The organism is Parendozoicomonas sp. 209JJ7-1 (assembly GCF_058147085.1).
Genome location: NZ_JBYVJU010000005.1, coordinates 21353 through 47192, shown reverse-complemented (window position 1 = coordinate 47192; position 25840 = coordinate 21353). Strand labels below are relative to the sequence as shown.

The following is a 25840-nucleotide window of genomic DNA, read 5'->3' as shown; positions in this document are numbered from 1 at the left end:
GTGCCAGAAATTGACTTTCCTTTGATACCAAGGCCTTCCGCCGAACATCGCACCATTCTGGTATCAGGGCACTGTTACATAGCCTGCAAAGTGCTACCTGCGTGTTACACGACACAGGTAACCGGTAACACACGAACGTACTCATTCTGGCAAAAACGCCCTGAAGATCTCCCCGTATGAAACACTATGCCGATGGTCTGCTGGTCGGGTTACAGCCTGATACCCGTCTGACTGTGTCTGAATGGGCGGATGAGCATCGTATCCTGCCGATGAAAGCCGCCAAGGAGGCAGGCCGTTGGCGCACCGCCCGAACACCGTATTTAAAAGCGATTATGGACTGCCTGTCGCCCAGCTCGCCGGTGGAACGTGTTGTTTTTATGAAGGGTGCCCAGGTGGGCGGCACCGAATGCGGCAATAACTGGCTGGGGTATGTGATTCATCATACACCGGGCCCGATGATGTATGTGCTGCCGACTTTGGATATGGCCAAGCGGACCTCCAAGCAGCGAATCGCTCCCATGATTGAGGAAATGCCCATCCTGAAAGAGCGGGTTAAAGATGCCCGCTCCCGGGATTCCGGCAATACCCAGCTGGTGAAAGAGTTTCCCAATGGTGTGTTGATTATTGCTGGAGCCAACTCGGCGACCGGCCTGCGCTCTATGCCCGCCCGGTTTCTGTTTCTCGATGAAGTGGATGCCTACGACGATGATGTGGATGGAGAAGGCAGCCCTATCAACCTTGCGATCAAGCGAACGGCGACCTTCTCCCGCAATCGCAAGATTTTGATGGTGTCCACGCCCAATATCGCGGGCAGCAGCAAGATTGAAACGGCTTATGACAATTCAGACCAACGCCAGTATCAGGTGCCTTGTACCCGGTGTGGGCACTATCAACCTATCGAGTGGCCGCAAATCAAATTTGAAGACAACAATTCTGATACCGCTTGCTTTGAGTGTGTCGCCTGTGAGCATCGCATGCATGAACACGACAAGCCCTGGTTGCTGGAAAATGGCAAATGGGTCGTGCAGAACGAGGAGGCTGATGGCAAAACCGCTGGCTTTCATTTGAGCTCCCTTTACAGCCCCAATGGCTGGTACAGCTGGCGTGATGCTGTGGCGGACTTTCTGGCAGCAAAGGATGATCCCGTCCTTCTGAAAGACTGGACGAACACCGTTCTGGGCCAAACTTGGCAGGAACAAGGGGAGTCGGTGGATTATGAGCTGCTCTACCAGCGTCGTGAACATTATCAGGCTGAAGTGCCCTGGTTGGTGGAAGTGCTGACATGTGGTGTGGACGTGCAGGATGATCGCATTGAGTTTGAAGTGGTGGGCTGGGGAGCAGGAGAAGAGAGTTGGTCGATTGAGTACTACCGACTCTATGGTGACCTCTCCCGGCCGGAAATCTGGAAGGTGATAGCTGAGAAACTACGCCAGACCTACAAGCGCCAGGATGGGGTGATGATGAATATCGCCCAAATCTGTATGGATTCTGGCGGGCACTACACCGATGAGGTCTATGCCTTTAGCCTCAAAATGGGCATCGACTGGCTGATTCCCATCAAGGGAGCCAGCCAATCCGGTAAACCCATCGCTAACTTTCCCAAAACCAAAAACAAGAAAGGTATCTATCTCACTCTGGTGGGCACAGATACCGCGAAAGAGCTGATCTACCAGCGTTACCGGGCGCTCGAACCGGGGCCAGGCTACTGCCACTGGCCTATCAAAGACTGCTTTGATGAAGACTATTTCAAACAGGCGACAGCAGAAGAGAAAGTGCGCAAATACCGAAAAGGTGTTGCCTACTTTGAATGGGATGCCAAAAAGAAGCGCAATGAAGCCCTGGACTGCCGGGTGTATGCGTTGACCGCTGTGCGTATTCTGCAGCAGCACCGGGGGATCAATCTGGAACAATTGGCTGAAAAGAGGCCTCAACCGGATTCAGCGGATGTGATGGCAGAAACAGCTGCCCTCATCGAACAAAAGCCCCGCCCTCGCCGTTCTTCACGCAGTACTTATCTGGGATAGCTCTTCAAGGACAAGCATGATTACTGAAGCCGAATATATCGCTCTCAAGCGAGCTGTACTCCTGCGTGATACCCGCACGGTTGAATTTGAAGGCCGTAAAGTGGAGTACACAAGCTTCTCGGAAATGGAAAAGCGTTTGACGGCGATAGAACAGGAGCTGACCAAGCAACATAAACGCCCCCGGCAATATGGCATCACCAGTTCCAAGGGGATCTGATGGCCTTTGCCCAAAAGCTCAGAGCCAAGCTTCGAACAAGAGTGGCCAACTACCTGCTGAAACGCATCATCAATCAGGCTTATACCTCCGCTGGCCATGGTCGTAGAGCGTTCAGTTGGCTGGCTCCCAGCACTGGCCCCACCTCAGGCCTGACGGGTGACCTTGGCACGCTGATTAACCGCAGCCGCGCAGCTTTGCGGAATGATCCCTGGGCTGCTGCCGGAATTCAGAAACTGGTGGCCAATATTGTCGGCACCGGCATTAAGCCCAAAAGCGAAGCCGCTGATGATGGTTTTCGTAAAGAGCTACAACAACTGTTTCTGGACTGGACCGATGAATCTGATGCTGATGGGGTGTTGGACTTCTACGGGCAACAATCACTGGCTGCCAGAGCCATGCTGGAAGCGGGGGAATGTTTTGTAAGGCTGCGTATCCGAAAGCCAGACGACGCTTCGGGCTCCTGCCCTCCCGCGTCACTTGCACATCCCTGTGCGGCGGATGGACTCTCAGTCCCTCTGCAAATCCAGATTTTGGAAGCTGAGTTTGTCCCTTGGGGTTATAGCGACCAGCTGGCTAATGGCCACACTATTCGGGCAGGCATCGAGTTTAACCGGATCGGCCAGCGTGTGGCCTATTGGATGCATAAAGCCCATCCGGTGGACGAGTTTTCCATAGAGACCGCTGACCTGCACCGGGTACCTGCTTCAGAAGTACTGCATCTATTTGAGCCCTTGCGGCCTGGGCAATTGCGAGGCCAGCCGGTGCTGGCGACTGTGCTTTTGCGGATGTTTCATCTGGACAAGTTTGATGATGCCACTCTGCTTCGGCAGGAAATCGCCAACCTGTTCACCGGCTTTATCACCAAGACCCATCCGGAACAGGAGCAGGTTGATCCGATCACTGGTCGTCCCATCCAGTCCGGTTTTGAAAACATCCCTATGGTGGCCATGGAGCCGGGCACTATGCAGGAACTGGCTCCTGGTGAAGACGTTGAGTTCAATACACCACCGGGTTCAACAGCCGGTTACCCGGAGTTTATGCGCCAGCAACTGATGGCTTCAGCCGCTGGAATGGGTCTGCCGTTTGAGCTCCTGTCCGGCGATATGAAAGGCGTCAGTGACCGGGCACTGCGTGTTGTGCTCAACGAATTCCGTCGTCGTATTCAGCAGATCCAGCATAACCAGATTGTGTTTCAGCTTTGTCGGCCCGTGTGGAATCGGTGGTTGGATCTGGCGGTGCTCTCTGGTGCCATCAACGCTACAGACTACAGCAAGAAAGTATCAACCTACCGCCGTGTGAAATGGATTCCCCACGGCTGGGCCTATATCCACCCGGTGCAGGATATGCAGTCCCAGAGCCTGGCGGTACGCAACGGATTCAAATCACGTTCCGAAGTGGTGTCGGAGCAGGGTTACGACAGCGAACAGATTGATGATGAGATTGCCGCCGATAATCGGCGGGCAGATGAATTAAAGCTGCAGTACGACAGCGACCTTAGACACAAAACAGGGAAGGCAAATGGCAACCGCAAACACACCTAAAGGCAAGAACAAACCGTGGTTTAGGCTCACCAATATGGCCAACCAATCGGTGGAGCTGCTGATCTATGATGTGATCGGTGACTGGCAGGGTCTGTCTGCCAAGCAGCTGGTGACTGATTTGAAAGCTATCAGTGTCAATGACATTACCGTGCGTATCAATAGTCCCGGTGGCTCTGTGTTTGATGGTATTGCTATCTACAATGCTCTGCGCTATCACCCCGCTGATATTCATGTGCGTATTGAAGGTGTCGCCGCCAGTATTGCCAGTGTCATTGCCATGGCAGGCGACAGTATTACCATGGCAGAAAACTCCCTGATGATGATTCACAACCCTCTGGGGTGGGCCAGCGGTGAGGCGGACGATATGCGGCGCACGGCGGATATGCTGGATAAAGCCACAGAAGCCATTGCCCTGTCGTATTCTGCCAAGTCCGGTCGGCCAGTCGATGACATCACCCCCATGATGGAACAGGAAACCTGGATGACGGCCCAGGAGGCCCATGATCATGGGCTGATTGATGTGGTGGATAAACCGGTGCAGTTGGCCGCAAGCGTTGATCTTTCCATGTTTGCCCATGCACCTCAGGCACCACAAGCCAGCGTGCCAGAGACGGTAGTCTCCCCACTTCCCGTACAACCACAAGCATCTTCATTAAAACCTGCTGGTCAGGCATCAGCTCTAGCCATTGTTCAACTCTGCAATCAGGCCGGTTACCCCGAGCTGGCCGAGTCGTTTCTGCGCACCAACGCCACTGTGGAGCAGGTGCAAAAGAAACTGGCGGATTGCGATACCATCAAAACCCTCTGTGCCGCAGCTCACTCTGATCAGGCTGCGGTCTACATTGCTTCAGGGCAATCCGTGGAACAGGTGCGAGCGGCTCTGTTTGAGAAACTCACTGCCCAGCAACCGGTTATCGAGAATACCTTAACGCCCGAGCAGCAACACCAGCTCCATCCCTCGGACAGCGGCACCGTAACAATGGACGTGCAGGCGCTCTATGCCAAACGCAATAAAAACAGTTACTGACCACAAACACTCCCATAGACCCACTGTCCTTCAAAGGAACTGAAGAATGACCACCTACCATGAATCCGTGCACACCGGAGAGTTTCTGGTGTCCGAAGGCAATAACAGCATCAGCCGGGAACAGGTTGAGCTGGCTCCCAGTTTAACCCTCAAAGCCGGAACGGTGCTGGGCAAAAAAACGGCCACAAGCGTGTATGGGCCTCTTGATACAACCGCCGACGATGGGCGGCAGATGGCTGCCGCTGTGCTCTACAGCAATATCACAACCGATGCTACCGGCGGTGAGGCGGTGGTGATTGTGCGAAGCGTGGAAGTGGATGGCAGCCTGCTGGTATGGCCGGAAGGAATAGCCGACGCAGACAAAGCATCCGCCATCCAGGAGCTGGCAGGCCTCAATATTATTCTGCGATAACTCTCCACCGTTATTGGGCCATGCATACGATATTGGAAAGACCGGGCTTTGGAAGGACTCTGCCAAAGGCCAGGATGGCCTGAGAGCGACCCAGACCAGGGATGGTCTGATGGAGCGGGAAGAGTCCTTCCAAATCCCGGGCTGAAAACGAATAGACCCACTTCCCAACTTATAAGGACATAGACAGATGAATCTTCTCGATATCTTTGGCAATGATGCCTTCAGTATGAGTTCGCTTACCGCCACGATGAATGATGCGCCCCATAAACCTGGCCGAATCGGGGATATGGGGCTATTTATTGATGGCGGTATCAACACCACCACCGTGAGTGTGGAATCCAAAAACGGCACCCTGCAGCTATTGCCTACCAAAGAACGTGGCGCGCCCGCGACCCAGGCCAAAGGGACAAAACGTGCGCTGCGGGATTTTCGGGTCACCCATATTCCCCATGATGGCACCATTCTGGCGGATGAAGTCCAGAATGTACGGGCCTTTGGCTCTACGTCAGCGCTAGCGGGTATTAAAGCTGTTGTAAATCAGCGGCTGACGGATATTCGTGCCAACCATGAAGTTACTTTGGAACATCTGCGTTTGGGGGCGCTGAAAGGACAGATTCTGGACGCCGATGGCAGTGTGATTTACGACCTGTTTGATGAGTTCAAGGTTGATCAGCAAACCCACGAGTTTGCATTCAGCAACGATGATCTGGACGTGCGGGATAACTGCGTCAAAATGCGCCGCAAGGTCGATGACGCTCTGGGCGTGACTATGTACTCCCGGCTCCATGCCTTCTGTGGCGCAGAGTTTTACGATAGCCTGATTGGCCACCCTTATGTGAAAGAGTCTTATCAGCGCTATCAGGCGGGAGCCATGCTCCGTAATGATTTCAAGGAAGGTTTCCACTACTGCAACACCCTGTGGGAAGAGTATATGGGCCAGGTGGAAGGCGTACCCTTTATTGAACCTGATGAAGCCTATGTGTTCCCCATTGGCTCCAATATTTTCCGCACCTGGTTTGGTCCGGCGGATTTTGTGGAAACTGCTAACCAGATTGGTCTCCCTCTCTATGCCAAGCAGAAGCCTCTGGATTTTGATAAAGGTATTCAGCTGCATACCCAGTCCAACCCGCTTCCCCTGTGTCTGAAGCCCCGGGCGGTGATTAAATGTACTCTCTCATAGCGTCGTAAAAAGGTGGCTGATGATCTTTCTAGAGGGAGTTGATGAACTCATCTTCAACAATATCCTCTATTGACGTCATATCTTGTGCCTCTTCTTCCAGAGCCCGGGTATAGGAACTTTGGCATAGGTGGAATTGTTTCTGGAAGTCTTTCTCTGTCAGGCTCTGGCCGCGCATGAAATCAGCAAATTCATCAGGGTTCCTGTCGTGGTTAATCATCAGGCACAGTGCCTGAACAAGTGACTGACGATCATTCTGGTTGTTACACACCCAGGTCAGACGGTCACGGATAACATCAAAAACTTCGAGAATGGCGACCCTTCCTGTCTCCGTTTCTATGGTTGTCGGAGTTATGTTGGTTTCATCGGCGATATTCAGAGGTGCAGTGGGGAATTCAACAAAGTAGTCTGTTGTCTCATTGTAAAAATGACGCCCTTTTTTATGGAATCCCAAATCGGCCATAGCCCCCGCCAGTGCTTTTGTTGAATCTCGAGAGGTGTTCACCATATCGATATCGCGGGTTTGATACCGGTTAAACGTATAGATATTGACAGCCAGGCCACCTACGACAACAACCTCTATATCTTGCTCTTTCAGGTGTTGAGAGATGGTCGTCGCCACAGAGACGATATCCATGCCACTGAAATCTTTCATGGGTGTATCCTGAGTGTTGTGGATTTTAGGCTTTCGGGTTGACGTAACTCACAGGCTTTCTGGAGTGGCGGGGTCGGTCACGTTTCATGACCAGGGCTTTTTTCAGTTCAGACGGGTAGGCTTTCAAGGCCGCTTTCAACAGGGTTTTCAGGGGTTCAAGAAAGGGATAGCGAGGATTGAACTCGAAACACAGTGTTGTCCCAATCGGTTTGCTGATCAGAACGCCGGTGTCTTCGAGCTTAAGAAGCTGCTTCTGAAAGGGGGTAACGGGTTGATCATAGAAATCCGCGATCTCTCTCCCGTAGCCCTGTTCCCGGACAAGAATGTAGATCAGGGCTTTTTCCTGGCTTTCTGCTTTGAGAATTCCCTGAAGAATAAACATAAATTCACCTTCACTGTTGTAGTTGGCATACATACCGACAGAGAGCCACGATATTTCTTCCGAACCATAATGTAAGTCACTTGAAATACATTGTAGGTCAATAAAGGGTTTTTATAAATCAGTTGACATATTATATGTGTCAACTGAACTATTAAGTGGGTCATTCGGCTCTTAAAAGTCATCGCATAGGAGAACTGCTGATTGGCTTCTTCAGAATTTAGATTATGGAAAAAGCGTTTACTCAGCTCGATCAGGTAGTGTTGAAAACATTTGGCAGGGTTTACACTTTGATCCGGGCCGATGGCGGTGAGGAACCTGTAGAAGGTGTACTGACCCGGGGTGTAAACACTGTCGGGCCACACGACGCGGTGAACCAATCACAAACAGAGTTCACTGTGGCCAGTCACCTCTTACTTCAGCGCAATGATACAATCCGTACACCGTCAGAAAGCTGGAAAGTGGATCGTAAGTTAAAAGACGATGGGTCTTTCGCCCGCTGGCGTCTGTTTCCGGATAAAGGCTAATCCATGCAGATGGATATTGCCCTGGATGGCCAGATTCGGGCGCTGGTCAATGATTTTCAGAATGCCCCCGGGAAAACCGATACCGCTATTCGCAGAGCCATGACCAAACTCTCCCGCTTTGCAGAGCGCCAGGTACTACGAGCATTGGCCAGGGCAACCAAACTCTCCCAGAAAAAGATTAAGGAACTGGGACGGGTCAGAGTCACGCTCCATAAACCGGGTGGTCGTTCTGAACACTATGAGTTGGTGATCTGGATTGGGCTGAATGATATTCCCGCTCACTATCTCGGACGACCTGTCCAGACCGCCAGCGGCGTGCGTATCGGGCGTTATCACTGGGAGGGCGCGTTTCTCTTCCAACCAGTCGGAGCCCGGCGGGCCATGGTGTTCCAAAGAGCCCCCCAGTGGAAGCACAAAAAACAGGTGTCTTTGAAAAGCGGCCGCACTTTGTGGATGGGGCTGCCCATTGAAAAAGTCTCTTTGCCTATAGCCAATGCCGCGAGGCAAGCTGTCAACCAACTGCAACCACAGCTTCTGGAACGCTTTACCACCTTGATGCAACAGGAATTGAACTATGCCTACCGCATCGAATGAAGAAGTGATAGTTGATGCCTTGAAAGCGAAACTGGCATCAATTGCTGAAACCAGGCTGGGCTATTCCGCCACAGGCTTGAATGATGACCTGCCGACACCCGCTATTCTGGTGCAGCTTGAAACCCTGACTGAAACCAGCCGTCAGGGGGACAAGGCCCGGTTTGAGCTGCAATTTACTATCAGCGGTGTTGTGGCCACCACCGACAAGACAACGACGGATCTGATTTCCCTGACCCGCAATATACGTTCAGCGCTTAATCCGACAGAGCGTCTATGCCCGGCCAGTCGCAAACATACGCTCAGTGATACCCGTTTTGACATTGCTCCAAGCCATGGGCAGCTGTCGTTTGCTGACAGCACCCTGACTGTAGAAGCCATTCTTTAACCCCAAATCAAGGATGAATCCATGATTGATTACAGCTTTATCGGCGCAGGCGCTGTCCATATTCAACCTTATGCCAGTAGTGACCCTCTGTTACCTATGGGTAATATCAGCGAGTTTTCGTTTGGTTTTGAAGAAGAGAAGAAAGAGCAAAAGAACTTCATGGGTGGTGGCGGGCTGCGGAATGTGGTGTCACGTATTTCCGGCATTACTGCCTCCATCAAAGCCCATGATTTCACCCCTGCCAATATTGCTCTGGCGCTGAGAGCCTCACTTATCGATATTGGAGCTACCGCTCTGACCGGTGAGGAACTGGCCGTTCAGGGTGATGAAAATGAGCTGGTGCCGTTTAAGCACTTGCCCGATATGTCTCAGACCATCACGGTCACCAAATCTGATGACTCGGCTCTGGCTGCAGGCTCTGATTATCAGCTGACAAAATCCGGCCTGCGAGTCGCGGCTGGCGGCGATATTTCAGCCGGGATTCTAAAAGTGGATTACACCCCACTGAAAGGCAATGCCATTCAGGCTCTGGTGCAATCGGGCAAAGAGTTTTCCCTGTTTATGGAAGGTTTGAATGATGCCCAGGAAGGTAAGCCTTTTGCCATTCGTGTGCATCGAGCCAAATTCTCACCGGTACAAAGCCTTGGATTTATTTCCGAAGACTTTGGAGAAATTGCTTTGGAGATGGATATTCTGGCAGATCCTCGGGTGACAGGCTCTGGGTTGAGCCCGTTTATGCAGCTGGATGTGGTTGAGTAATCAATAAAAATCATACCGGTTCTGGTGCAAGGTTCTCACTAAAAATGATTCCCTTAAGATCGGCATCTTGACAGGCTTTTGCAAAATCATCTTTGCAATACACCATTTGATAGTGTGTATTTTCAGTCCGGAATAGAGCATGTTCAGTCAGTTTTTCAGGATGAAACTCCAACCAGGTGATATCTCCCCATTCATTCTGTAAACAGCGGTCAGTGTTCAGAGCATTATCCGCTAAAGGAAAAATGTTAAACAGCCATCCGTTCCCCGCTTGCTTGAAATCGTCTGTATATGTGACTGGGAGTAATTCGCCACACCCCTCAAGCAAAGGGCGTAGAGCATTCAAAGCCTTTTCTGTTAAAAACAGACGCCCGTTCTTCTGGGTTATATCCGGTATAGGGATCTTCTTACCGGATTCGGAATAAAGATCAACCTTAAGAGTTTGCCACTGCTCTTTGTAAGTCACAGGCGCAGAGCTCATATGAAATATCGTATCCTCGCCCAGTGCTTCTTCAGCATTATCAGCAAGAATGGCGAACATCTGGAAATGCATATAATCAGGGTGAATAGAAAAAATCATCGTGGTAAGCCAACACCCTTTCTGTTCATGACATATCGAGGCTGCCCTCCTGCTTGAAGGCGCGTTTCAATCTGCTGCAGCTTTCTCTTTAATTGCTGTCCACTCTTCACACTGTCCATGCTGATTTCTTGGTCTAGCCAAAAATAGTAGTTGTACCTATGTATTCTGCTATGAGGAACAGCATTCTTAAGATACTGAGGCATATTGGCTTTGGCTGCTGTATTGCGAGGTAACCAACATCCATTGACAGGGTCGTCAATGCGCAACTTGTACCAGGCAATCACGGCACGCTGTCTGGCAGCACCTTTATGTGCTCCCGACACAATCGCATGGGCATGACAAAGAGAATGAGGGCGTGGATCACTGGCGAGCTCCATGAACTGCGCTAAGCGCTTGGATTGATGATCTTCTAACTCAAGCTCTTTGCGATTCATATCTTCAGCTGAAACTCGATACAAATCCAGCTGTGTTTCCACCTGAGAGATGGCCGTCACCCTTTGCATATCTACAGGCGTAGGATTTTTTATCTGGGCAAAGGCACTGACTGAACGCTCAACATGATCTTGTTCGTGCAGTTTTTTATCCCTGACCGGTTTGGGCATGATGATGTCCTTTCATCGTCGCTTGGTTCTTGTTTTACAGGCGAGTCTATTGAATTTTTCTCCCTGTTGGAACCTTTGATTCTTAGGGATCTTCTTATTCATTCACGTGATAACCGCTTATGAATAGTGTGCGTAACTCTGCCATACAACTCACCCTCAAAGCACGCGACCTTCTCTCCCGTATAGTCCGTAAATCCAGCACATCCCTTGAGGCGTTGGAAGCACAAGCAAAAACCCTCAAATCCCGCCTCACGACCCTTCAGCAGCAATCCCGCCTTATTTCCGCCTTCAAAACTCAGGCTTCAACCGTCCAGTCTGTTAGCCGTGCTTACCGGGAGGCACGTCAAAAGGTAGAGGCATTGGCCCGAAAGCAGGCCGATGCCGTCACGCCATCCAGGCAACTTGATCGTCAGCTGGCGGCTGCCCGTAAAACCGTCTCAGGCCTCTCTCAACAGTTTCAGAAGCAGAAGAACAGGCTGGCGGGGTTACGGGAAGAGCTGACAAAGAGTGGCCTTTCCAACCGCAAACTCTCCCAGCAACAAAACAGGCTGCAGGCAGAGCTAAAACAGACCTCTGCTTCATTGGAGAAAGTGCGGGCGACTGCCCGCAAGTCCCGGGAGAGCCTGAAACGGGCCGGATTCAAAAAGGCTGCGCGGGACGCGGATCAGGCCAGCCGTAGTGTTGGAGGACTGGGGCAGTCTTTACGCAACCTTGTTCTTGCCGGTGCCGGTTTCTACGCCCTGAAACGAGCGGTACAGGGCGTACTGGAAACCGGAGACAGGTTTGAGCGCCTGAGTATTCAGATGCAGGCGCTAATGGGCTCCATGGAAGCCGGTGATCAGGCTACCGAGTGGATCAAACACTTCACCGAAACCACACCGTTACAGCTGGATCAGGTTGCTGAAGCCTTTATCCGGCTCAAGAACTTTGGTATCGATCCCATGGACGGCACGCTGCTGTCACTGGTGGATCAGAATGCGAAGCTCGGTGGTGAATTTGAACGGCTGCAACGGATATCTCTGGCGGTGGGCCAGGCTTTCGGTAAGCAGAAACTGCAAGGCGAAGAACTCCGGCAATTAATAGAGGCCGGTGTTCCGGTGTGGCAACTTTTGGAGCAAGCCACCGGGAAGAATGTCAATGAACTGCGCAAATTGTCGGAGGCAGGCAAGCTCGGCACCGATGTGATCAAGGCGCTGGTTGCCGAGATGGGCAAAAGCTCCCAGGGCGCAGCGCTGAAAAATATGAAGACCCTGTCCGGTCTTATCTCCAATATGAAAGACCGCTGGCAGCTGTTTCAAAAAGCTGTCAGTGATGCGGGCTGGACACAGTACATCAAAGCCCAACTCACAGCCTTGGGTAATAAACTCGATAAACTGGCCGAGAACGGCAAGCTGCAGAAGCTGGCCACCAATATTTCAGCAACGTTTATCGGCATAGCTGAAAGCCTCAAAGCCTTTTTCACCAAGCTGACCATTGATGATGTGGTCAACAGCACCACCACCGGTTTCCAAAGAATCGTTGATACGGCTGGGAGCGTTATCACCACCTTTCAGGTTTTAGGCAATGGTGTGCAGGCATTATTCAACAGCTTGTCTGTTGTTGTTAAAGGGGCTGCGACGTTTATTACCGGAGCCATTGCCCAGATCTCTTCTGTTGCTGCCAATATCGTCGGTGCTCTTGGCTTTGACGAGCTGGAAGGCAAGATTCGTTTCTTCAGCGAAGGCACCCAGGCGGTGATGACCGCCTTTGCAGATGGTGTTGCCAAGGATGCCAACAAGGTTAAAGACAGCTATGTCTCTATAGGGGATGCGCTCACCACAGAGTCCCCGAAGGTTAAAGACATCATCCAGGATGTGGCAAAGACGATTGAGGAAGAAGCCACCCATATCGAGCAAAGCAACAAGAAGGTCGAGGACAGCCAGAACAAGCGACAAAGCAACACCATTGAAACCACCGAGTCCTCAAAAAAACAGTACGAAGAACTCGCCAAAGAAACAGACAAAGCCAGCCAGGCCATAAAGGATGTGGGTGATGCCTCTGAAACCTCTGGCCAGAAAATGGCCGGTGGCACAACCATCGCACAGGCCATGGCCGACCATATGACCGCTCTCAAAGATGAGATGGCCGGTATGTCCGGCGCAGCCCTGGAAGCCTTCGAGAACCTGAACAATATCAGCCAGGCCGACCCCCGTACCGTCACCGATGATGTTGAAGCCCTGAAGAATAACCTGGCCCAGACCAATGAAGAGCTGACTGAGATGGGACACCGCTTCCAGCAGTTCGACAGCACAGGTTTGGGGGAGTGGATGTACAACACCCGCAAGACCTCTCTGGAAGTGAAAGAATCCTTTCTGGAACAGAAAATCGCCTTTGAAGATCTGATGCAGGCATGGGAAGACGGCGAGATCACCGCAGAGTCATTTGCCAGCTCCGCTCGTAAAGCAGCCGACGAGATGGATCTCCTCGACCAGCAGGATATGGACAAGCTGAACCGGGCACTGGCACAGGCCGAGCGCCGAATGGAAAGCCTGCAGAACAGCACCCGCTCAACCCTCGATAGCCTGCGTGATGAACTGGATCGCCTGGAAGGCAATACCGAGGCTATTGAACGTCGCCGTTATGAGAGTCGTCAACGGGATCTGGAACAGAAACTCAAAGAAGCCAGGGCCAAAGGGGACGGCACCTCCATCTCCAACCTGCAGGAAGCATTGCGCCTGAACAGCAAGGTATTTTCCAAAGCCTCGAGAAAGCGCAAACGGGAAGAGTACGAAGCCTCCCAAAAAGACCGGGAGAGCAGAAAGAAAACGACAATCGTCAACGAATCCCAAAGGCAACGCACTGATTCGCCCAGCCCTGCCTTTCCAAACAAGGTGATTCGTCTGGAGTATCCCGGTGGAGCCGTGAATGTGGGGGTGCATGGTAGTGATGAAGCGAAGTTGCTCCGGGCACTGAAAGCAGCAGGAGCGAGGGCAATTTAATACAGCTCGACACACTCACCTTATCCGACAACTTCCTGTGGATCAATGAGTTTGACTGGTCACCTGTCGCTCAAAGCAGTGAGCGTACCCTGACCGGTGCATTGATGGTTTCCGAGCAGGCCAAATCCTATGGCCGTTCGATTGTGCTGGGGGATGGTGAAAACAGTTGGATAAGTCGGTCCGATCTTGACGCACTGTTTGCACTGACGGAAATCGTGAACAAGAAAATGGCACTCACTGTACCGGACGGTCGCCAGTTCACGGTGATTTTTGACCGGCAGGACGGCTCACCCATTGAAGCCCAACAGGTGCTGCCTCTGAGCAAGCCCGAAGACACCGACGTCTATGCCGTGGTTATTCGGCTGCTGACTGTGGCACCCAGATTATAGTGCTTAATGGTGCTTACCATGAATAGACAGCCGCCCCATACCCGATAATAAAGGTGTTGTTTCAGATGCCTCAGAAGGCATACTCTCAAGGCCAGTTTCTATGATTTTTTTTGTTCGTAAGTGTAATTTTTTCCTCTGCCTCCAGTTTTTTACTGCGGGATTCAAGATATTGATTATCGTTTGGAAATTATCAAATTGTTCAGGATTCTTTTTCCTCCGCAAAGGCTGTTTATACTTGGCCTCTTCTAGAGGGCTTCTGGTGAAAACTAAAGAGCAAGGCCATTTTATTTTTGGATCAGCCCCGGCTTCAACAAGTATGCGGACAACCTCGGCATGGCCTTTCTGACTGGCTATAAACAGAGGCGTTGCACCATGCCTGGCTTGATTCAGATCAGCTCCGGTATCAACAAGTATGCGAACGACCTCGGCATGGCCATACTGACTGGCCTGGAACAGAGGTGTGGCTCCGTCATTACGGGCCTGATTCACTGCAATCCCTTCGGCAGCAAGAAGAAGACTGACCACCTCGGTATGACCATTCTTACTGGCCTGGAACAGAGGTGTGGCTCCGTCATTGCGGGCCTGATTCACTGAAACCCCATCGGCAGCAAGAAGACGCCTGACCACCTCGGTATGACCTTTCTTACTGGCTTTAAACAGAGGCGTTGCACCATGCCAAACTTGATTCAGATCAGCCCCGGCATCAACAAGAATGCCAACAACCTCGGTATGGCCATTCTGACTAGCCAGGAACAGAGGTGTGGCTCCCTTCAAGGTTTGATTCACATCAACCCCATCGGCATCAACGAGTATACGAACGACCTCAGAATGACCACAATTAACCGCCATATACAGACCTGATATCTTTTCCTTGCTTGCGCCGCTGACAAACTCCTCATTGGGGTTAAAACCCTCCTGAGCCAACCAGTATTCCACAATATCAACACGCCCTTGCCGACAGGCGGCCAGGAACTGGTGTTCTTGAGGGTATGTCTGATTGAAATCAGGCTCCCCTTCCCAATCTGGCGCACCCCTCCAGTCGGCTCTCCCAAGCCCGGCCTGCATCAAAAGAACCACCAACAGGCTGAGGAAAAATAGTGCATAGGAAAATGCAGCCTGTGAACCAACTCTTTTCATAGAACTCTTCCTCACCACAATTATGTTAAAAGGGACAGAAGGTATGGCCATCAATCAGGAAAATATCAAGTTGTTTGAATCCCAAAGGCTCTCCGACGAGGACGATGGAGGGGGCCGGGCCACCGGTGACGCGGTGGTGGATGGACAGGTGAATAACCTGTTTCGGGATATCAGCCGGATCGACCGGACTGTGGGTGATGTCTCTATGCGCAAAGTCTTTCTCGGCGTGGAAACCGACAACAACGATCCTTACCTAGGTGCCCATGCCATTCTCACGGTCGCCCCGGAAGATGAGCGTGTGGGCGTGGTGCTGTTCAACACCGAAAGTCAGGACGACGAACGCAGTGATGCCCGCAACCGGATAGAGAGTTATGTGGTGCCCGCCACCGATACCAGCTGGCAGCTGCTGGGGAATCAACTGGTGGGCCAGCGCAGCCTTCTGGCCATTCAGCGGGAAGAACAACGGCTGCCGGAAATTGGCGAGGTGTACCGGATGCTGAATCAAGCCACCGGCGATGAACAGTATGTGCGTATCACCAAGGTGGAAGGCAATGTGGAAACCTTCACCTATGCCACCGACTCCCAGACCTATGTCGATTTTGAGCGTAGACGACTGGCTTTAGGTATTTCCGCTCCCCTGAAGGTCACCTTCCCAGGCGGTATCCCCTCTCCTCGTGGCACTGAAAAACAAAGCAGTATAGAAAATACCCGTATTCAAACCACGCAGGTCGCCGATGCCGCCAAGTACTACGGCATCCAACGGCTGACCGCAGCGGCGTCCGCCAATGACCTGACTTTTAAAGTGAAGAGTGTGTACGGGGAGATCGTGCCCAGTGCCCGTTCGGAAACCCCACTTATCAACCAGGATGGCGCGGGCATAGGGCGAGTGATGCGCCCCAGCTCTACCGATAACCGTAATGTGACACTGTCTTTTGGCTTGATTGCCGGAAACCAGTCCCGGGCCTTCCTGCAAACAGGCGCTTTGCCTCGCTCGATCACGTTGAGCATTGGTGGCGGGACTTATACCGATGCCGGTGACGGCACCTTTCAGCACAGTGGTGGCACCAACCCCTTCGAGAAACTGACTGTTGATTATGAAAGTGGCCAGATTGATGCCTGGAAAACCACTGGCAGCTTTACCAGTTCTGCCTCTGCTGTTTACCGGCCTGGCGCTGTGCTGGTGGGCAGTCTGGAATCCGGTGAAGTGCCTATCACCATCCAGAACCGGGGACTGAATTACACCTTCGACTTTGGCTCGAATGGAGGCAAACCTTACCCAGGCACATTGCGTATCAGCTATCTCGCTCTTGGCAAATGGTATGACCTAAAGGATGCAGGCAACGGCCAGTTGCAGGGGGAAGGCACAGGCACTGTGGATTATGCCACTGGCGCAGCGCAGGTCACCCTGAAGGCCATGCCTGACCCGGATAGCTCTCTGGTGGTCATCTACAAACTGCAGGTCGATGATGAAACCACGGTGCGGCAAGGCAGCCTGCTGTCACAAGAGCATCCAGGCAAGTTTGAAATACGCCATGTGACGGATAAGCCGGGCCTGAAACCCAGCAGTTTAACTATCACCTATCTGGTGGGCGGGCAGACCAAGACCATCACAGACAATGGTCAGGGCGTCCTGGAAGGCGACGGCGTGGGCACTGTATTTTATGCCGATGGTGTGCTCTCTGTTGTGCCGGACACTATTCCCGATAACGGCACCAGCCTGACTCTGACCTATGAAGAAGGGGCCGTGGTCAACACCACGATTGATGGTCAACCCGATGGCGCGGGCGTGTTCACCGGCACCATTCCTGGTGCGCCTTTGCTTCCCGGCAGTGTTTCCATGGAATGGATAGTCAGCCGTAAGGGCAACACCTCTCTGAGTAGTACGGGAGGCACAGACTCATCAACCTATAACCTCACCCGTAAAGCCTACGACAATGGGCAAGGCGGCTGGCATGGCTATACCGGCTCCGTTGACTATCAAACCGGAGCCTTCTCCCTCAAGGCCACAGCCAACTACAGCTATTCCCACCACATAAATCGGCGAGTAAGTTTCTGCTACAAAAGGTCAGAAACAACCACCTTTCAGGCCGTGGAAGACTTCGAGGGCAGCAGCCTGATATGCCGGGCACAGAGCAATAGCCTGAGTCATGTGGCGCACAACGAAACCCTGCAAACCCCAGAGATGACTGTGGATTTACTGCCCCTTGTGGAAGATCCCATTCTTCCCGGCAGCCTGGTGTTTACATGGGGAGGCAACACCCACTTTGACCGTGACGGTACTCTGTATAAAAACCTCAGTACCCAGACCAATGCAGGTACAGCTGTTGGCTCCATTGATTACACCGGTGGATTAGCGACATTTACCTCCTATCCGGATGGAGCCAATGGCACCCTCACCATTGATGCTATGGCCACCACCCGGGCAAAGCATGGCACCAATCATATCACCTTCCGCACACCGGGCGCGCCCCTGCGCCCTGGTTCTCTGCAAGTCTGGGCAAACAGGATGGATACCGGAGAAAGGATATCAGCGCAGGCGGACTTTAACGGCAATATTGATACCGATGAGATGCAGGGTAAGGTCAGCAGCCAGAATGGCTGGTGCACCATCAACTTTGAAGATGAAAACGGTGATCCCATCGATGTGATCCCGTCCTCGGTCACCTACAACACCATTGTGCTCACCAGCATTCCCATGGACGCCCGGCTCATTGGCCTCGACCCTGTGCGTTTGCCCGCCGACGGTCGTGTACCCATTTACCGGGAAGGGGATGTGGTGGTGCTGGGCCATACCCAGGAGACGGATATCGGTACACCCACCGCTGGGCAGCTGGTCACTGTCAACCGGGATCATCAGGTCAGTATGGATGTGGTTGACAGCAATGGCACCGCCATCAAACCGGATCAGGTCACTATCAACCGGGAAGCGGGCAGCCTGCTGTTTGCCGACCCTCTGGTGCTGAACGATGCCAGTGATGCCGCTCTGGTGCCGCCTCTGAAAGTGGTCGACCGCATCGAGCAGATGAGCGTAATCAGCGATGTGCAGATTAATGGTGACCTGTCGATTATCGCGCCCCTGGCCTGGGACTTTCCGGCAGGAGCAACAGTCAGTTCATCAGTGGTGTACGGTGACCTGCAGGCTCGCACTAAACACAACTTCACCCAGCGTACCTGGGACAGCAGCAACCCCAACTGGCGTCCGGTGGGCCAGGGAGCCGCCACCACCGCGCAATACAATCTGGTGAACTATCCCATCGTGATCAACAACAAGGGCGCTATTGAGGGCAAGTGGGCGCTGGTGTTTACCGGCACCACCACCTTCCAGATTGTGGAAGAGAAGCTGGGCATCATCGGCGCAGGATCAATAACCTCCGATACCTCACCCACCAACCCGGAAACCAATACCCCTTACTGGACAATCGATCAGAACGGCTGGGGGACTGGCTGGGCCGCAGGCAATGTGCTGCGGTTCGATACCGAAGGGGCACTGGCACCGCTCTGGCTGGTGCGCACGACACTGGCGGGACAAGGTACACGACAGGATGACAAATTCACCTTGCAGGTGAGAGGAGATGCGGACTGATGGCTTTTACAGCCCCTATGGGAACAGGTTCTGAAGCTGATCCCTGGTTAATCACCAGCGAACAACAGCTCTTTGATTACTACAAAGATCCCAACTGGAAGTGGGTGAGGCTCACCCGGGATATGGATATGTCGTTAATTGACGGCACGTTCAGCCCTATGAACCGGTCATCTATCCGCATGGATGGCGCTGGTTTCAGGATTCTTAATGCCCGGTTTCATAACGACCCTTTTTATGGCAGTTCTTCCGGTACATCCCATTTTAAAAACATTGCGATTTATGTGCAGACGGGTTTTCTGAATCACGGTTATTACTACGATGCGTTAGAAATGACCAATGTGCGTATGCACTATGAGCATAATGGGACGGTGAATCTCAGAACCGGCAATGGAGACAAGGCAACATTTCAAACTGTTGTTATTTCCGGGGGATGCACCTTTGCCGGTGTCTCAGCAAAGACTGTCACTGACTTTTATGTTGTGTGTGGTGCTACGGAAAGCGTGATAAATAATGCCAGATATACAGTTGTTCCTGCGAATGAAAGTCTGCAGGCCAGTAGCTATCCCGGGCTGGATGCTGAGAAGTGGGAGGTGAAAGAGGGTGTACTGCCCCATTTAAAAATCCAGCCCCACGATTACTCGCGTTTCACCCATGTCAAAGGGACGACACTGGTGGATGGCCAGCCGGAATCCCGCAGCGTGCGGGTTTTCGATGCCCGTTATCACGGCCTGCTGGGCGGTATGGTATCTGACGGTGATGGGCTGTTCGATATCATCACCCAGCCTTATAAGAACCCCATGCTGGTGATGGCTTATGACGATATTGGCAAAGTCCTGGAACCCGCCAAAGCCTATAGCCTGAATGATATAGCTCACCCAAAAAAGGGTAATGGCTACCGATATATCTGTATTCAGGCGGGGACAACCGCAGACCCGCCGCCTGATTTCCCCTGGCCGACTGATAAGTTAACAAGCGGTGATGCCATCTTTGAAGCCAGAAAAATACGCCAACCCATTGTTGAGGGGCCAGTGACACCCGCCCCGGTTATTCCACCACCGAAGTAAGGAGACTTTATGGCTACTTTTTACATCCGTGATAGTGGTGATCTTGTCCTGGCTGGCCCATCGACCAATACACCACCGTCAGCCACCAATGTGGTGCTCGACGTCCCTTCCGGTGACGACATCCTGCGTTATGTCGCAGGCACAGTAGAAGTCTCCGGTTTTCCCGCAGCCCGGGAGCTGCTGGCGGTGTCTTACCTGAAGCAGGACATACCTAACGAAGGGCAGAAGCGTGTGGTGCTGGCCAGCGGCACCAGCCAGGCAGCTAACGGAGCGTTCGCTATGGATGTGGGTTATTTCTCCGAACCGGTGCTGGTGATTGCCCTGGATGATTACGGCAGCACATGGACACCCAATACCAGTTATGCCAAAGGCGCGGTGGTGCACCCGGCTGACCCGGAGCGGTACAAAGGCTTTGTGTACGAATGCATCACCGCCGGGATTTCCGGAGGGGATGAGCCGGACTGGTGGATTGATAACGGCAGCGCCAACACGGGAAATAGCGGAACAGTGACGTTCAGGGCCAGACAGTATTACCGGCCGATCTGCCATGGGCCAGTGCGACCCAAGCCCAAACCTGCAGGCGATTAAAGGTGTACACCTTTCCTGCGGGTGATGCCCTGATCTTCTCATTTTCCGGGCGGGCCTATACACCACCCCGGGATGGTGCTGACCTCGAGATGTTCTTTACCACCAGGAAAAACATCAACTACCCCGTTCCTCCCGCACTGATTATGCACGCATCAAGCGGCTGGGAGCGTGGTAGCGGGGTTTCTGTGGGGACTAGTACTCTCTGGCAAGATGGTCAGGGCCGAGACAAGCAGAGTCAGGTGATTTACCAGCAGGCCGAACCGGTGCCAGCGAAGAACCAGGATCTCGCCTGGGACAATGTGCCTGTCAGAGATAACGGCGCTGGCTCCACTTGGGGAACTCCGGCTCCCGAACTCTTCTGTTTATACCAAAGGCTCCGGCGCGCCTCTGAAGCGCTGGGGCACCTGCCTGAATGGTAAGTGTTCGCCGGTGTTTGATTTAGCTGGGCCTATGTATGTGGTTAAGTCCGTGGCCAGTAGTGCGCCCAAAGCCTCTGGCAATGGTATTGATCGCCATGCCATAAGCCGTATCAACTACCGCTATGGCGAAGCACGGATGCAGAGTGGTGGTCGCGGCTTCCTGGGCTTTGGCACACTCAGCACCACCGATGCCCAAACCGGTGTAATCACCGAAACCACTTACCGTCAGGATTTCCCCTTTACCGGCTCTCCTGCCCGTACAGTGGTGAAAACCGCCAATGGCACTGTGCTGTCTGACAGTACCAACGAGTGGGCGGTGAAGGTGGATGGCAAGATCCGCCAGCCCTGGCTGAAAGGCTCGGTGGAGAAAAGCTACGATCTGGCCACCAAAGCCCTGCTGAATACAGTCTCCACCCAGCAGACCACCGATAGTTACGGCAATGTGCTGACTGTGGCCACAACCACTACCGGTGGCGGGCTGAGCCAGACCAAAACCACCGTCAGTGAATACGCCAACGATGCCACCAAATGGCATCTGGGTCGATTACTGCGCAGCCAGGTGACCACACAGCAGGGTGGTCAAACGCTGGTACGCAAATCTGCCTTTGAATACCACCCGGTTAACGGCATGTTAACCAAGGAGATTGTGGAACCGGACGATCCCACGTTCCGCACAGCGACCACTTATGTGTATGACAAGTGGGGCCATAAAACCAGCGCGACGCTGAGTGCCCAGGATGTACCGGACCGAACCACCCGCACCACTTATACGGCTGATGGCCGCTATATGGTCAGCCAGACCAACGCCCTGAACCAGGTCACCAGCCGCGTGCTGCAAAGGGATGATTTTGGCCGGCCTCTGCGGGTGGCGGATATTAATGGTGTGGAAAGCACCGCCGCGTACGATGCCCTTGGCCGTAAGGTGAGTGAGCGCCATGCCAGCGGTGCCGGTAAGGATTACAGTTTTTACCGTTGTGGTGCTGGTGCGCCCATCAGTTGCCCCACCTCCGGTGCCTTGATCACCGAAGTCCGCCCCCTTGGTGGTGCACCGGCCTGGGAGATTCAGGATATTCTCGGCCGCAGTCTCCGCAAAGTGGCCACCGGCTTTGATGGCCGCAAGATCTATGCAGACACCCGCTACGATAACCTGAGTCGCCCAATTCAGGTGAGTGAACCTTACTTTGCTGGCGGAGCGGTGTATTGGAACACCAGCGAGTACGATATCCTCGGCCGCGGCGTCAAGGTAACTCAGGCCAATGGTTCGGTGGGCACCACCGCTTACCAGGGCTATAAAACCGTCTCCACCAACCCTGAAGGGCAGACCAAAACCGAAACCCGCAACGGCCTGGGTCAGCTGGTTGAGGTGAAGGACAACCTGAATAACACCATCCGTTACAGCTACGACCTGCTGGGCAACCTGACCAAAACCGTCCAGCGTGCCGCCGATACCGGCGCTGAAGCTGTTACCACCATCACCTACGACCGAATGGGCCGTAAGGTGGCCATGGATGATGCGGATAAAGGGCAGTGGCAGTACACCTATAACGTACTGGGTCAGCTTACCGAACAACGGGATGCCAAAAACCAGCGCCGGGTCATGACCTACGACCTGCTGGGTCGCATGAAAACCCGCAAGGATTACAAAGCCGATAACACCCTGGAAGGGGACACCGTCTGGACCTACGACTCCCACCCCAATGCCCTGGGCGCTTTGCACACTGCTGCGGATAAGGTGAGTAAGTTTGGCCGGGTACTGGACTACGACAGTTATGGCCGCCCGATTGGTGTGGGGACCACCTTTGATGATCGCAACTTTATCCAGCGCACGGTGTACGACCAGTTTGGCCGTTTGTCCGAACGCCGGGATGCGGCCGGTGACAACAGTGGTGTCCGTTACGGCTATAACAGCCAGGGCTTTCTGGAAACCGTCCGTGACCTGACCGGCAACCGCCTGTGGTACCAGGTCAAGAAGATGGACCAGCGCGGGCAGGTGGTGGAAACCAACCTGGGCTCCCACACTCTGCGCAAAGCCTATGACCCGAAAACCGGCTGGTTGCAAACCATTGAAGCCGGTGTGCTCAATCTGAAAACCATTGACCAGAGCTACAAATGGGATGCCCTGGCCAACCTGACCGAGCGTACCGACAGGTTTGATAACAAAACCCGGACCGAAACCTTTGGTTACGACGGCCTGAACCGGCTGGCGTCCTCGGCAGTGGCCGGGCAGACCGACCAGTACCGTTACGATGGCCTCGGCAATATCACCTTTAAAACCGGGGTGGGCGACTACACCTACGGCCAGAATGGCGCAGGCATTCATGCCGTGACCCATACCTCCATCGGGAATATGAGTTACGGCTACGATGCCAACGGCAATATGCTCAATGGTGATGGGCGGGTGCTGGAATACAGTACCTTTGATAAACCCACCAAAATCACCAAAGCAGGCCATACCACCGAGTTCGTATACGATATTGGCCGCAGTCGCTTTAAGCGCACCGATACCGACAAGCACAATAACACCACCATTACCCGTTATCTGGGCAATGTGGAGTTTATAGAACTGCCCGGTGGCGGCACCGAAGTGAAGCGGTATATCGATGGCATTGCCATTGCCAGTGAGAAGGTGAGCAACGGCAAAACCACGAAAACCAATCAGTATCTGCTGAAAGATCATCTGGGCAGTATCAGCGCCATTGTGAATGCGGATAGTGGTGCGGTGCTGCAGCGGATGAGCTTTGATCCCTTTGGTTTGCGGAGAAACACCACAGACTGGAAGGATTTGCTGACCCAGGACCGGCTGGCCTTTGCTACGCCGTTTACCACCCGGGGCTTTACCGGCCATGAGCAGCTGGATGCGGTCGGTCTGATTCATATGAACGGGCGGGTGTATGACGCGCGGTTGGGGCGGTTTTTGCAGGCGGATCCGTTTGTGCAGGCGGCTACTAATACACAGAGCTTTAACCGTTATAGTTATGTGTTGAATAATCCGTTGAATGCTGTTGATCCTAGTGGGTATTTCTTTAAGTTTCTTAAGAAGGTGTTTAATAAGATAACTCGCCCGTTTAAAAAACTGTTCCGAGGGGCAATACGGGCCGTCGCTAAAGTTCTTGGGCCAAAATTGACCCACATCATAGGCAGTGCATTATCTTCTATTGGAGGGTCTGTTGGGGTTGCAGCTTGGACTTATGAATTCAATCGGGCGATGGGAGTTCGGCCTGGACAGGCATTCAGGTCGGCAGCCATAGCAGGCGCATCGGCATTTGCTTTCCAAAAGATTGGCCAGCATTTCAAAAGTGCATCTGCACAGAATCTTCAAGTCGGGCCTCCAAATCCGAATGAACTGGTGAACTTTGGTGGCAACTGGCTAACACCTGGTCAAATCGCGGCGCAAGTAACAGCTCACGGCGTGACCAGTGGTGTCGTGTCGAAGTTGCAAGGTGGTAAGTTTGGACATGGCTTCTTATCTGCAGGTGTTGCTAAAGGTGTGATGGGGGGGAGCGGGTTTAACTATAGCAATACGAATGTCTCTGCGATCGCAGGGAGAACGGCTGTAGCTGCTCTTGTTGGTGGTACTGTTTCAGAGCTAACAGGTGGTAAGTTTGCTAATGGAGCTATGACGGCGGCTGTTGCCCATCTTATGAATGCAGAGAATGGAACAAAGAAACTTAAGGAGAGATATGTCTCTAATCAGGAGCAAGCTAGAAAAGCTTTCAAATTTTTCTTTGATTTGGAACCATCAGTTGTTGAGAGTAGACACATTGAGTTTGCTAATAACTTGATGGTTAATGCGGCAGATTCATCACGTTCATATGGTAGGGTCAGTAGGTTATTTTCAGTTGTAGGTGTTTCTGGATTTCATGCTACGAGCATCAAAGATGTTTTTGTAAATGTAGGCTCAGATATGGTTACTACTGGGGGAGATGTTAGTGAGTGGCAGATGGTTTTTTTTGGACAAGATCCAAACAATCCACTTATTTTTGAAGGTGTTCGTGATAGAATAATTGTTAATTTTAAAAGTAATTATGCGACTGATTATCATAATTAATAGTTCTCTCTTATTATTTAGGTGTTTCCTAATGCGATCTGTTTATAAATACTCTTTGGGAACTTTGTTTGCCTTTCTTTTGATTTCGTACTTTATTTTATTTAGGTATGCTCTTGTTTTAACAACATCTGATAATTCTTTTATTAGTGATTTGGCATACCAAGCTGTTAAGTATGAAGTTGTGGATTATAACTATCAGTATACTTATGGTATGGAGAAATTGGATTTTCTGCTATTTGAATACTCGAAAGGAAAAAACAATGCTAACAGCGCCTATGATAGATATTTTAATTTAGCTTGCAGTTATAGGGATAAAACGAATATTGAACATCTACCAATGGATAGAATTAAAGCATTTAAAAATGCATTCGTAGATGATGATCTTGCAATAGTCAAATTTTATTTATCAGTTAATAGTAAGCCAGAAGGCGTAGAGGATTATATTGTGAAGTTGAAGCCTAATTTTGGCCATAATAAGAGCATTGTATTTATTGATAAGTACTTATCTGGTAGTGAATTAATAATTGATCCTTGTGCTATAAAGTATAAAGGACAATGATTGGTTCTGTTGCAAACTCAGATAAAGCTACACGAGGACGAGGAAAAAGGTCAAAGCGAGGAAAAGTACTAAGGACTAAGGAAAGTCAAAGGAAAGGGGTCAGGTCTTGCACCGTGCATAATCTGAGTTGAGGTCTACTTTTGCTCTTCATCTTTCGATTTAGTTGGAGAGCATTTTGTGGAGGAAGGAAAGGGGTCAG

Annotated in this window: 23 protein-coding genes; 18 read left to right on the top strand and 5 right to left on the bottom strand. The window is 52.1% G+C overall.

Going from position 1 to position 25840, the window contains the following annotated elements; translation table 11 throughout:
- The first annotated feature begins 176 nt into the window (after positions 1 to 176).
- From ACY2RQ_RS06410 to ACY2RQ_RS06385, 6 genes are all read left to right on the top strand, one after another.
- The gene (locus ACY2RQ_RS06410; RefSeq protein ID WP_490112133.1) at positions 177 to 2024 is read left to right on the top strand and encodes a phage terminase large subunit family protein; all 1848 of its coding nucleotides are present in this window, start codon (positions 177 to 179) and stop codon (positions 2022 to 2024) included.
- A 16-nt stretch (positions 2025 to 2040) separates the two neighbouring features.
- Positions 2041 to 2241 carry a phage head-tail joining protein gene (locus tag ACY2RQ_RS06405; protein ID WP_490112132.1) on the top strand — a complete coding sequence of 67 codons (201 nt, stop codon included), beginning with the start codon at positions 2041 to 2043 and terminating at the stop codon, positions 2239 to 2241.
- Complete coding sequence (locus tag ACY2RQ_RS06400) at positions 2241 to 3782, top strand: phage portal protein (protein ID WP_490112131.1); 1542 nt, start codon at positions 2241 to 2243, stop codon at positions 3780 to 3782. The genes ACY2RQ_RS06405 and ACY2RQ_RS06400 overlap by 1 nt, the downstream gene beginning before the upstream one ends.
- Positions 3760 to 4809, top strand: a complete 1050-nt coding sequence (locus tag ACY2RQ_RS06395; protein WP_490112130.1) for a head maturation protease, ClpP-related — start codon at positions 3760 to 3762, stop codon at positions 4807 to 4809. Before ACY2RQ_RS06400 ends, ACY2RQ_RS06395 begins: the two co-directional genes overlap by 23 nt.
- Before the next feature lie 46 nt (positions 4810 to 4855).
- The gene (locus tag ACY2RQ_RS06390; RefSeq protein ID WP_490112129.1) at positions 4856 to 5221 is read left to right on the top strand and encodes a head decoration protein; all 366 of its coding nucleotides are present in this window, start codon (positions 4856 to 4858) and stop codon (positions 5219 to 5221) included.
- Positions 5222 to 5408: 187 nt separating this feature from the next.
- A complete protein-coding gene (locus tag ACY2RQ_RS06385; protein WP_490112128.1) occupies positions 5409 to 6401 on the top strand; it encodes a major capsid protein in 993 nt (330 codons plus the stop codon).
- 28 nt (positions 6402 to 6429) lie between these two features.
- On the opposite strand, the gene ACY2RQ_RS06380 is transcribed toward ACY2RQ_RS06385, so the two are convergent.
- Entirely contained in the window at positions 6430 to 7053 is a 624-nt protein-coding gene (locus ACY2RQ_RS06380) for a hypothetical protein (RefSeq protein ID WP_490112127.1), read from the bottom strand.
- A 25-nt stretch (positions 7054 to 7078) separates the two neighbouring features.
- Positions 7079 to 7468 carry a winged helix-turn-helix domain-containing protein gene (locus ACY2RQ_RS06375; RefSeq protein WP_490112126.1) on the bottom strand — a complete coding sequence of 130 codons (390 nt, stop codon included), beginning with the start codon at positions 7466 to 7468 and terminating at the stop codon, positions 7079 to 7081.
- A gap of 191 nt (positions 7469 to 7659) precedes the next feature.
- Between ACY2RQ_RS06375 and ACY2RQ_RS06370 the strand changes: the two genes are divergently transcribed.
- From ACY2RQ_RS06370 to ACY2RQ_RS06355, 4 genes are read left to right on the top strand one after another with little or no spacing between them, the layout of a single operon-like run.
- The gene (locus tag ACY2RQ_RS06370) at positions 7660 to 7959 is read left to right on the top strand and encodes a head-tail joining protein (protein ID WP_490112125.1); all 300 of its coding nucleotides are present in this window, start codon (positions 7660 to 7662) and stop codon (positions 7957 to 7959) included.
- A gap of 3 nt (positions 7960 to 7962) precedes the next feature.
- The gene (locus tag ACY2RQ_RS06365) at positions 7963 to 8553 is read left to right on the top strand and encodes a hypothetical protein (RefSeq protein WP_490112124.1); all 591 of its coding nucleotides are present in this window, start codon (positions 7963 to 7965) and stop codon (positions 8551 to 8553) included.
- A complete protein-coding gene (locus tag ACY2RQ_RS06360; RefSeq protein WP_490112123.1) occupies positions 8534 to 8938 on the top strand; it encodes a hypothetical protein in 405 nt (134 codons plus the stop codon). Before ACY2RQ_RS06365 ends, ACY2RQ_RS06360 begins: the two co-directional genes overlap by 20 nt.
- Before the next feature lie 21 nt (positions 8939 to 8959).
- Positions 8960 to 9697, top strand: a complete 738-nt coding sequence (locus ACY2RQ_RS06355; RefSeq protein WP_490112122.1) for a phage tail tube protein — start codon at positions 8960 to 8962, stop codon at positions 9695 to 9697.
- Positions 9698 to 9707: 10 nt separating this feature from the next.
- Here ACY2RQ_RS06355 and ACY2RQ_RS06350 read toward each other — a convergent pair whose 3' ends face one another.
- Together ACY2RQ_RS06350 and ACY2RQ_RS06345 are read right to left on the bottom strand one after the other, a co-directional pair.
- Positions 9708 to 10274: a hypothetical protein gene (locus ACY2RQ_RS06350; RefSeq protein WP_490112121.1), complete on the bottom strand. Its 567-nt coding sequence runs from the start codon at positions 10272 to 10274 to the stop codon at positions 9708 to 9710.
- Entirely contained in the window at positions 10271 to 10876 is a 606-nt protein-coding gene (locus tag ACY2RQ_RS06345) for an AHH domain-containing protein (protein ID WP_490112120.1), read from the bottom strand. Before ACY2RQ_RS06345 ends, ACY2RQ_RS06350 begins: the two co-directional genes overlap by 4 nt.
- Positions 10877 to 10995: 119 nt before the next feature.
- Between ACY2RQ_RS06345 and ACY2RQ_RS06340 the strand changes: the two genes are divergently transcribed.
- A complete protein-coding gene (locus tag ACY2RQ_RS06340) occupies positions 10996 to 13854 on the top strand; it encodes a tape measure protein (protein WP_490112119.1) in 2859 nt (952 codons plus the stop codon).
- 104 nt (positions 13855 to 13958) lie between these two features.
- The gene (locus ACY2RQ_RS06335) at positions 13959 to 14243 is read left to right on the top strand and encodes a hypothetical protein (RefSeq protein ID WP_490112118.1); all 285 of its coding nucleotides are present in this window, start codon (positions 13959 to 13961) and stop codon (positions 14241 to 14243) included.
- 3 nt (positions 14244 to 14246) lie between these two features.
- Here the strand turns inward: ACY2RQ_RS06335 and ACY2RQ_RS06330 are convergent, their stop codons facing one another.
- On the bottom strand, positions 14247 to 15380 hold the full coding sequence (locus ACY2RQ_RS06330; protein ID WP_490112117.1) for an ankyrin repeat domain-containing protein: 1134 nt from the start codon (positions 15378 to 15380) through the stop codon (positions 14247 to 14249).
- A 43-nt stretch (positions 15381 to 15423) separates the two neighbouring features.
- Here ACY2RQ_RS06330 and ACY2RQ_RS06325 point away from each other — a divergent pair, with 43 nt between their 5' ends.
- The 6 genes from ACY2RQ_RS06325 to ACY2RQ_RS06300 are packed head-to-tail and all read left to right on the top strand — an operon-like array spanning position 15424 to position 25641.
- Complete coding sequence (locus tag ACY2RQ_RS06325; protein ID WP_490112116.1) at positions 15424 to 18963, top strand: hypothetical protein; 3540 nt, start codon at positions 15424 to 15426, stop codon at positions 18961 to 18963.
- The gene (locus tag ACY2RQ_RS06320) at positions 18963 to 20027 is read left to right on the top strand and encodes a hypothetical protein (RefSeq protein WP_490112115.1); all 1065 of its coding nucleotides are present in this window, start codon (positions 18963 to 18965) and stop codon (positions 20025 to 20027) included. Before ACY2RQ_RS06325 ends, ACY2RQ_RS06320 begins: the two co-directional genes overlap by 1 nt.
- 9 nt (positions 20028 to 20036) lie before the next feature.
- Entirely contained in the window at positions 20037 to 20615 is a 579-nt protein-coding gene (locus ACY2RQ_RS06315) for a hypothetical protein (RefSeq protein ID WP_490112114.1), read from the top strand.
- 2 nt (positions 20616 to 20617) lie between these two features.
- Entirely contained in the window at positions 20618 to 21034 is a 417-nt protein-coding gene (locus ACY2RQ_RS06310) for a hypothetical protein (RefSeq protein WP_490112113.1), read from the top strand.
- A 37-nt stretch (positions 21035 to 21071) separates the two neighbouring features.
- Positions 21072 to 25082, top strand: coding sequence for an RHS repeat-associated core domain-containing protein (locus tag ACY2RQ_RS06305; protein ID WP_490112112.1), 4011 nt, complete (start codon positions 21072 to 21074; stop codon positions 25080 to 25082).
- 31 nt (positions 25083 to 25113) lie between these two features.
- Complete coding sequence (locus tag ACY2RQ_RS06300) at positions 25114 to 25641, top strand: hypothetical protein (protein WP_490112111.1); 528 nt, start codon at positions 25114 to 25116, stop codon at positions 25639 to 25641.
- The last annotated feature ends 199 nt before the right edge of the window (positions 25642 to 25840 follow it).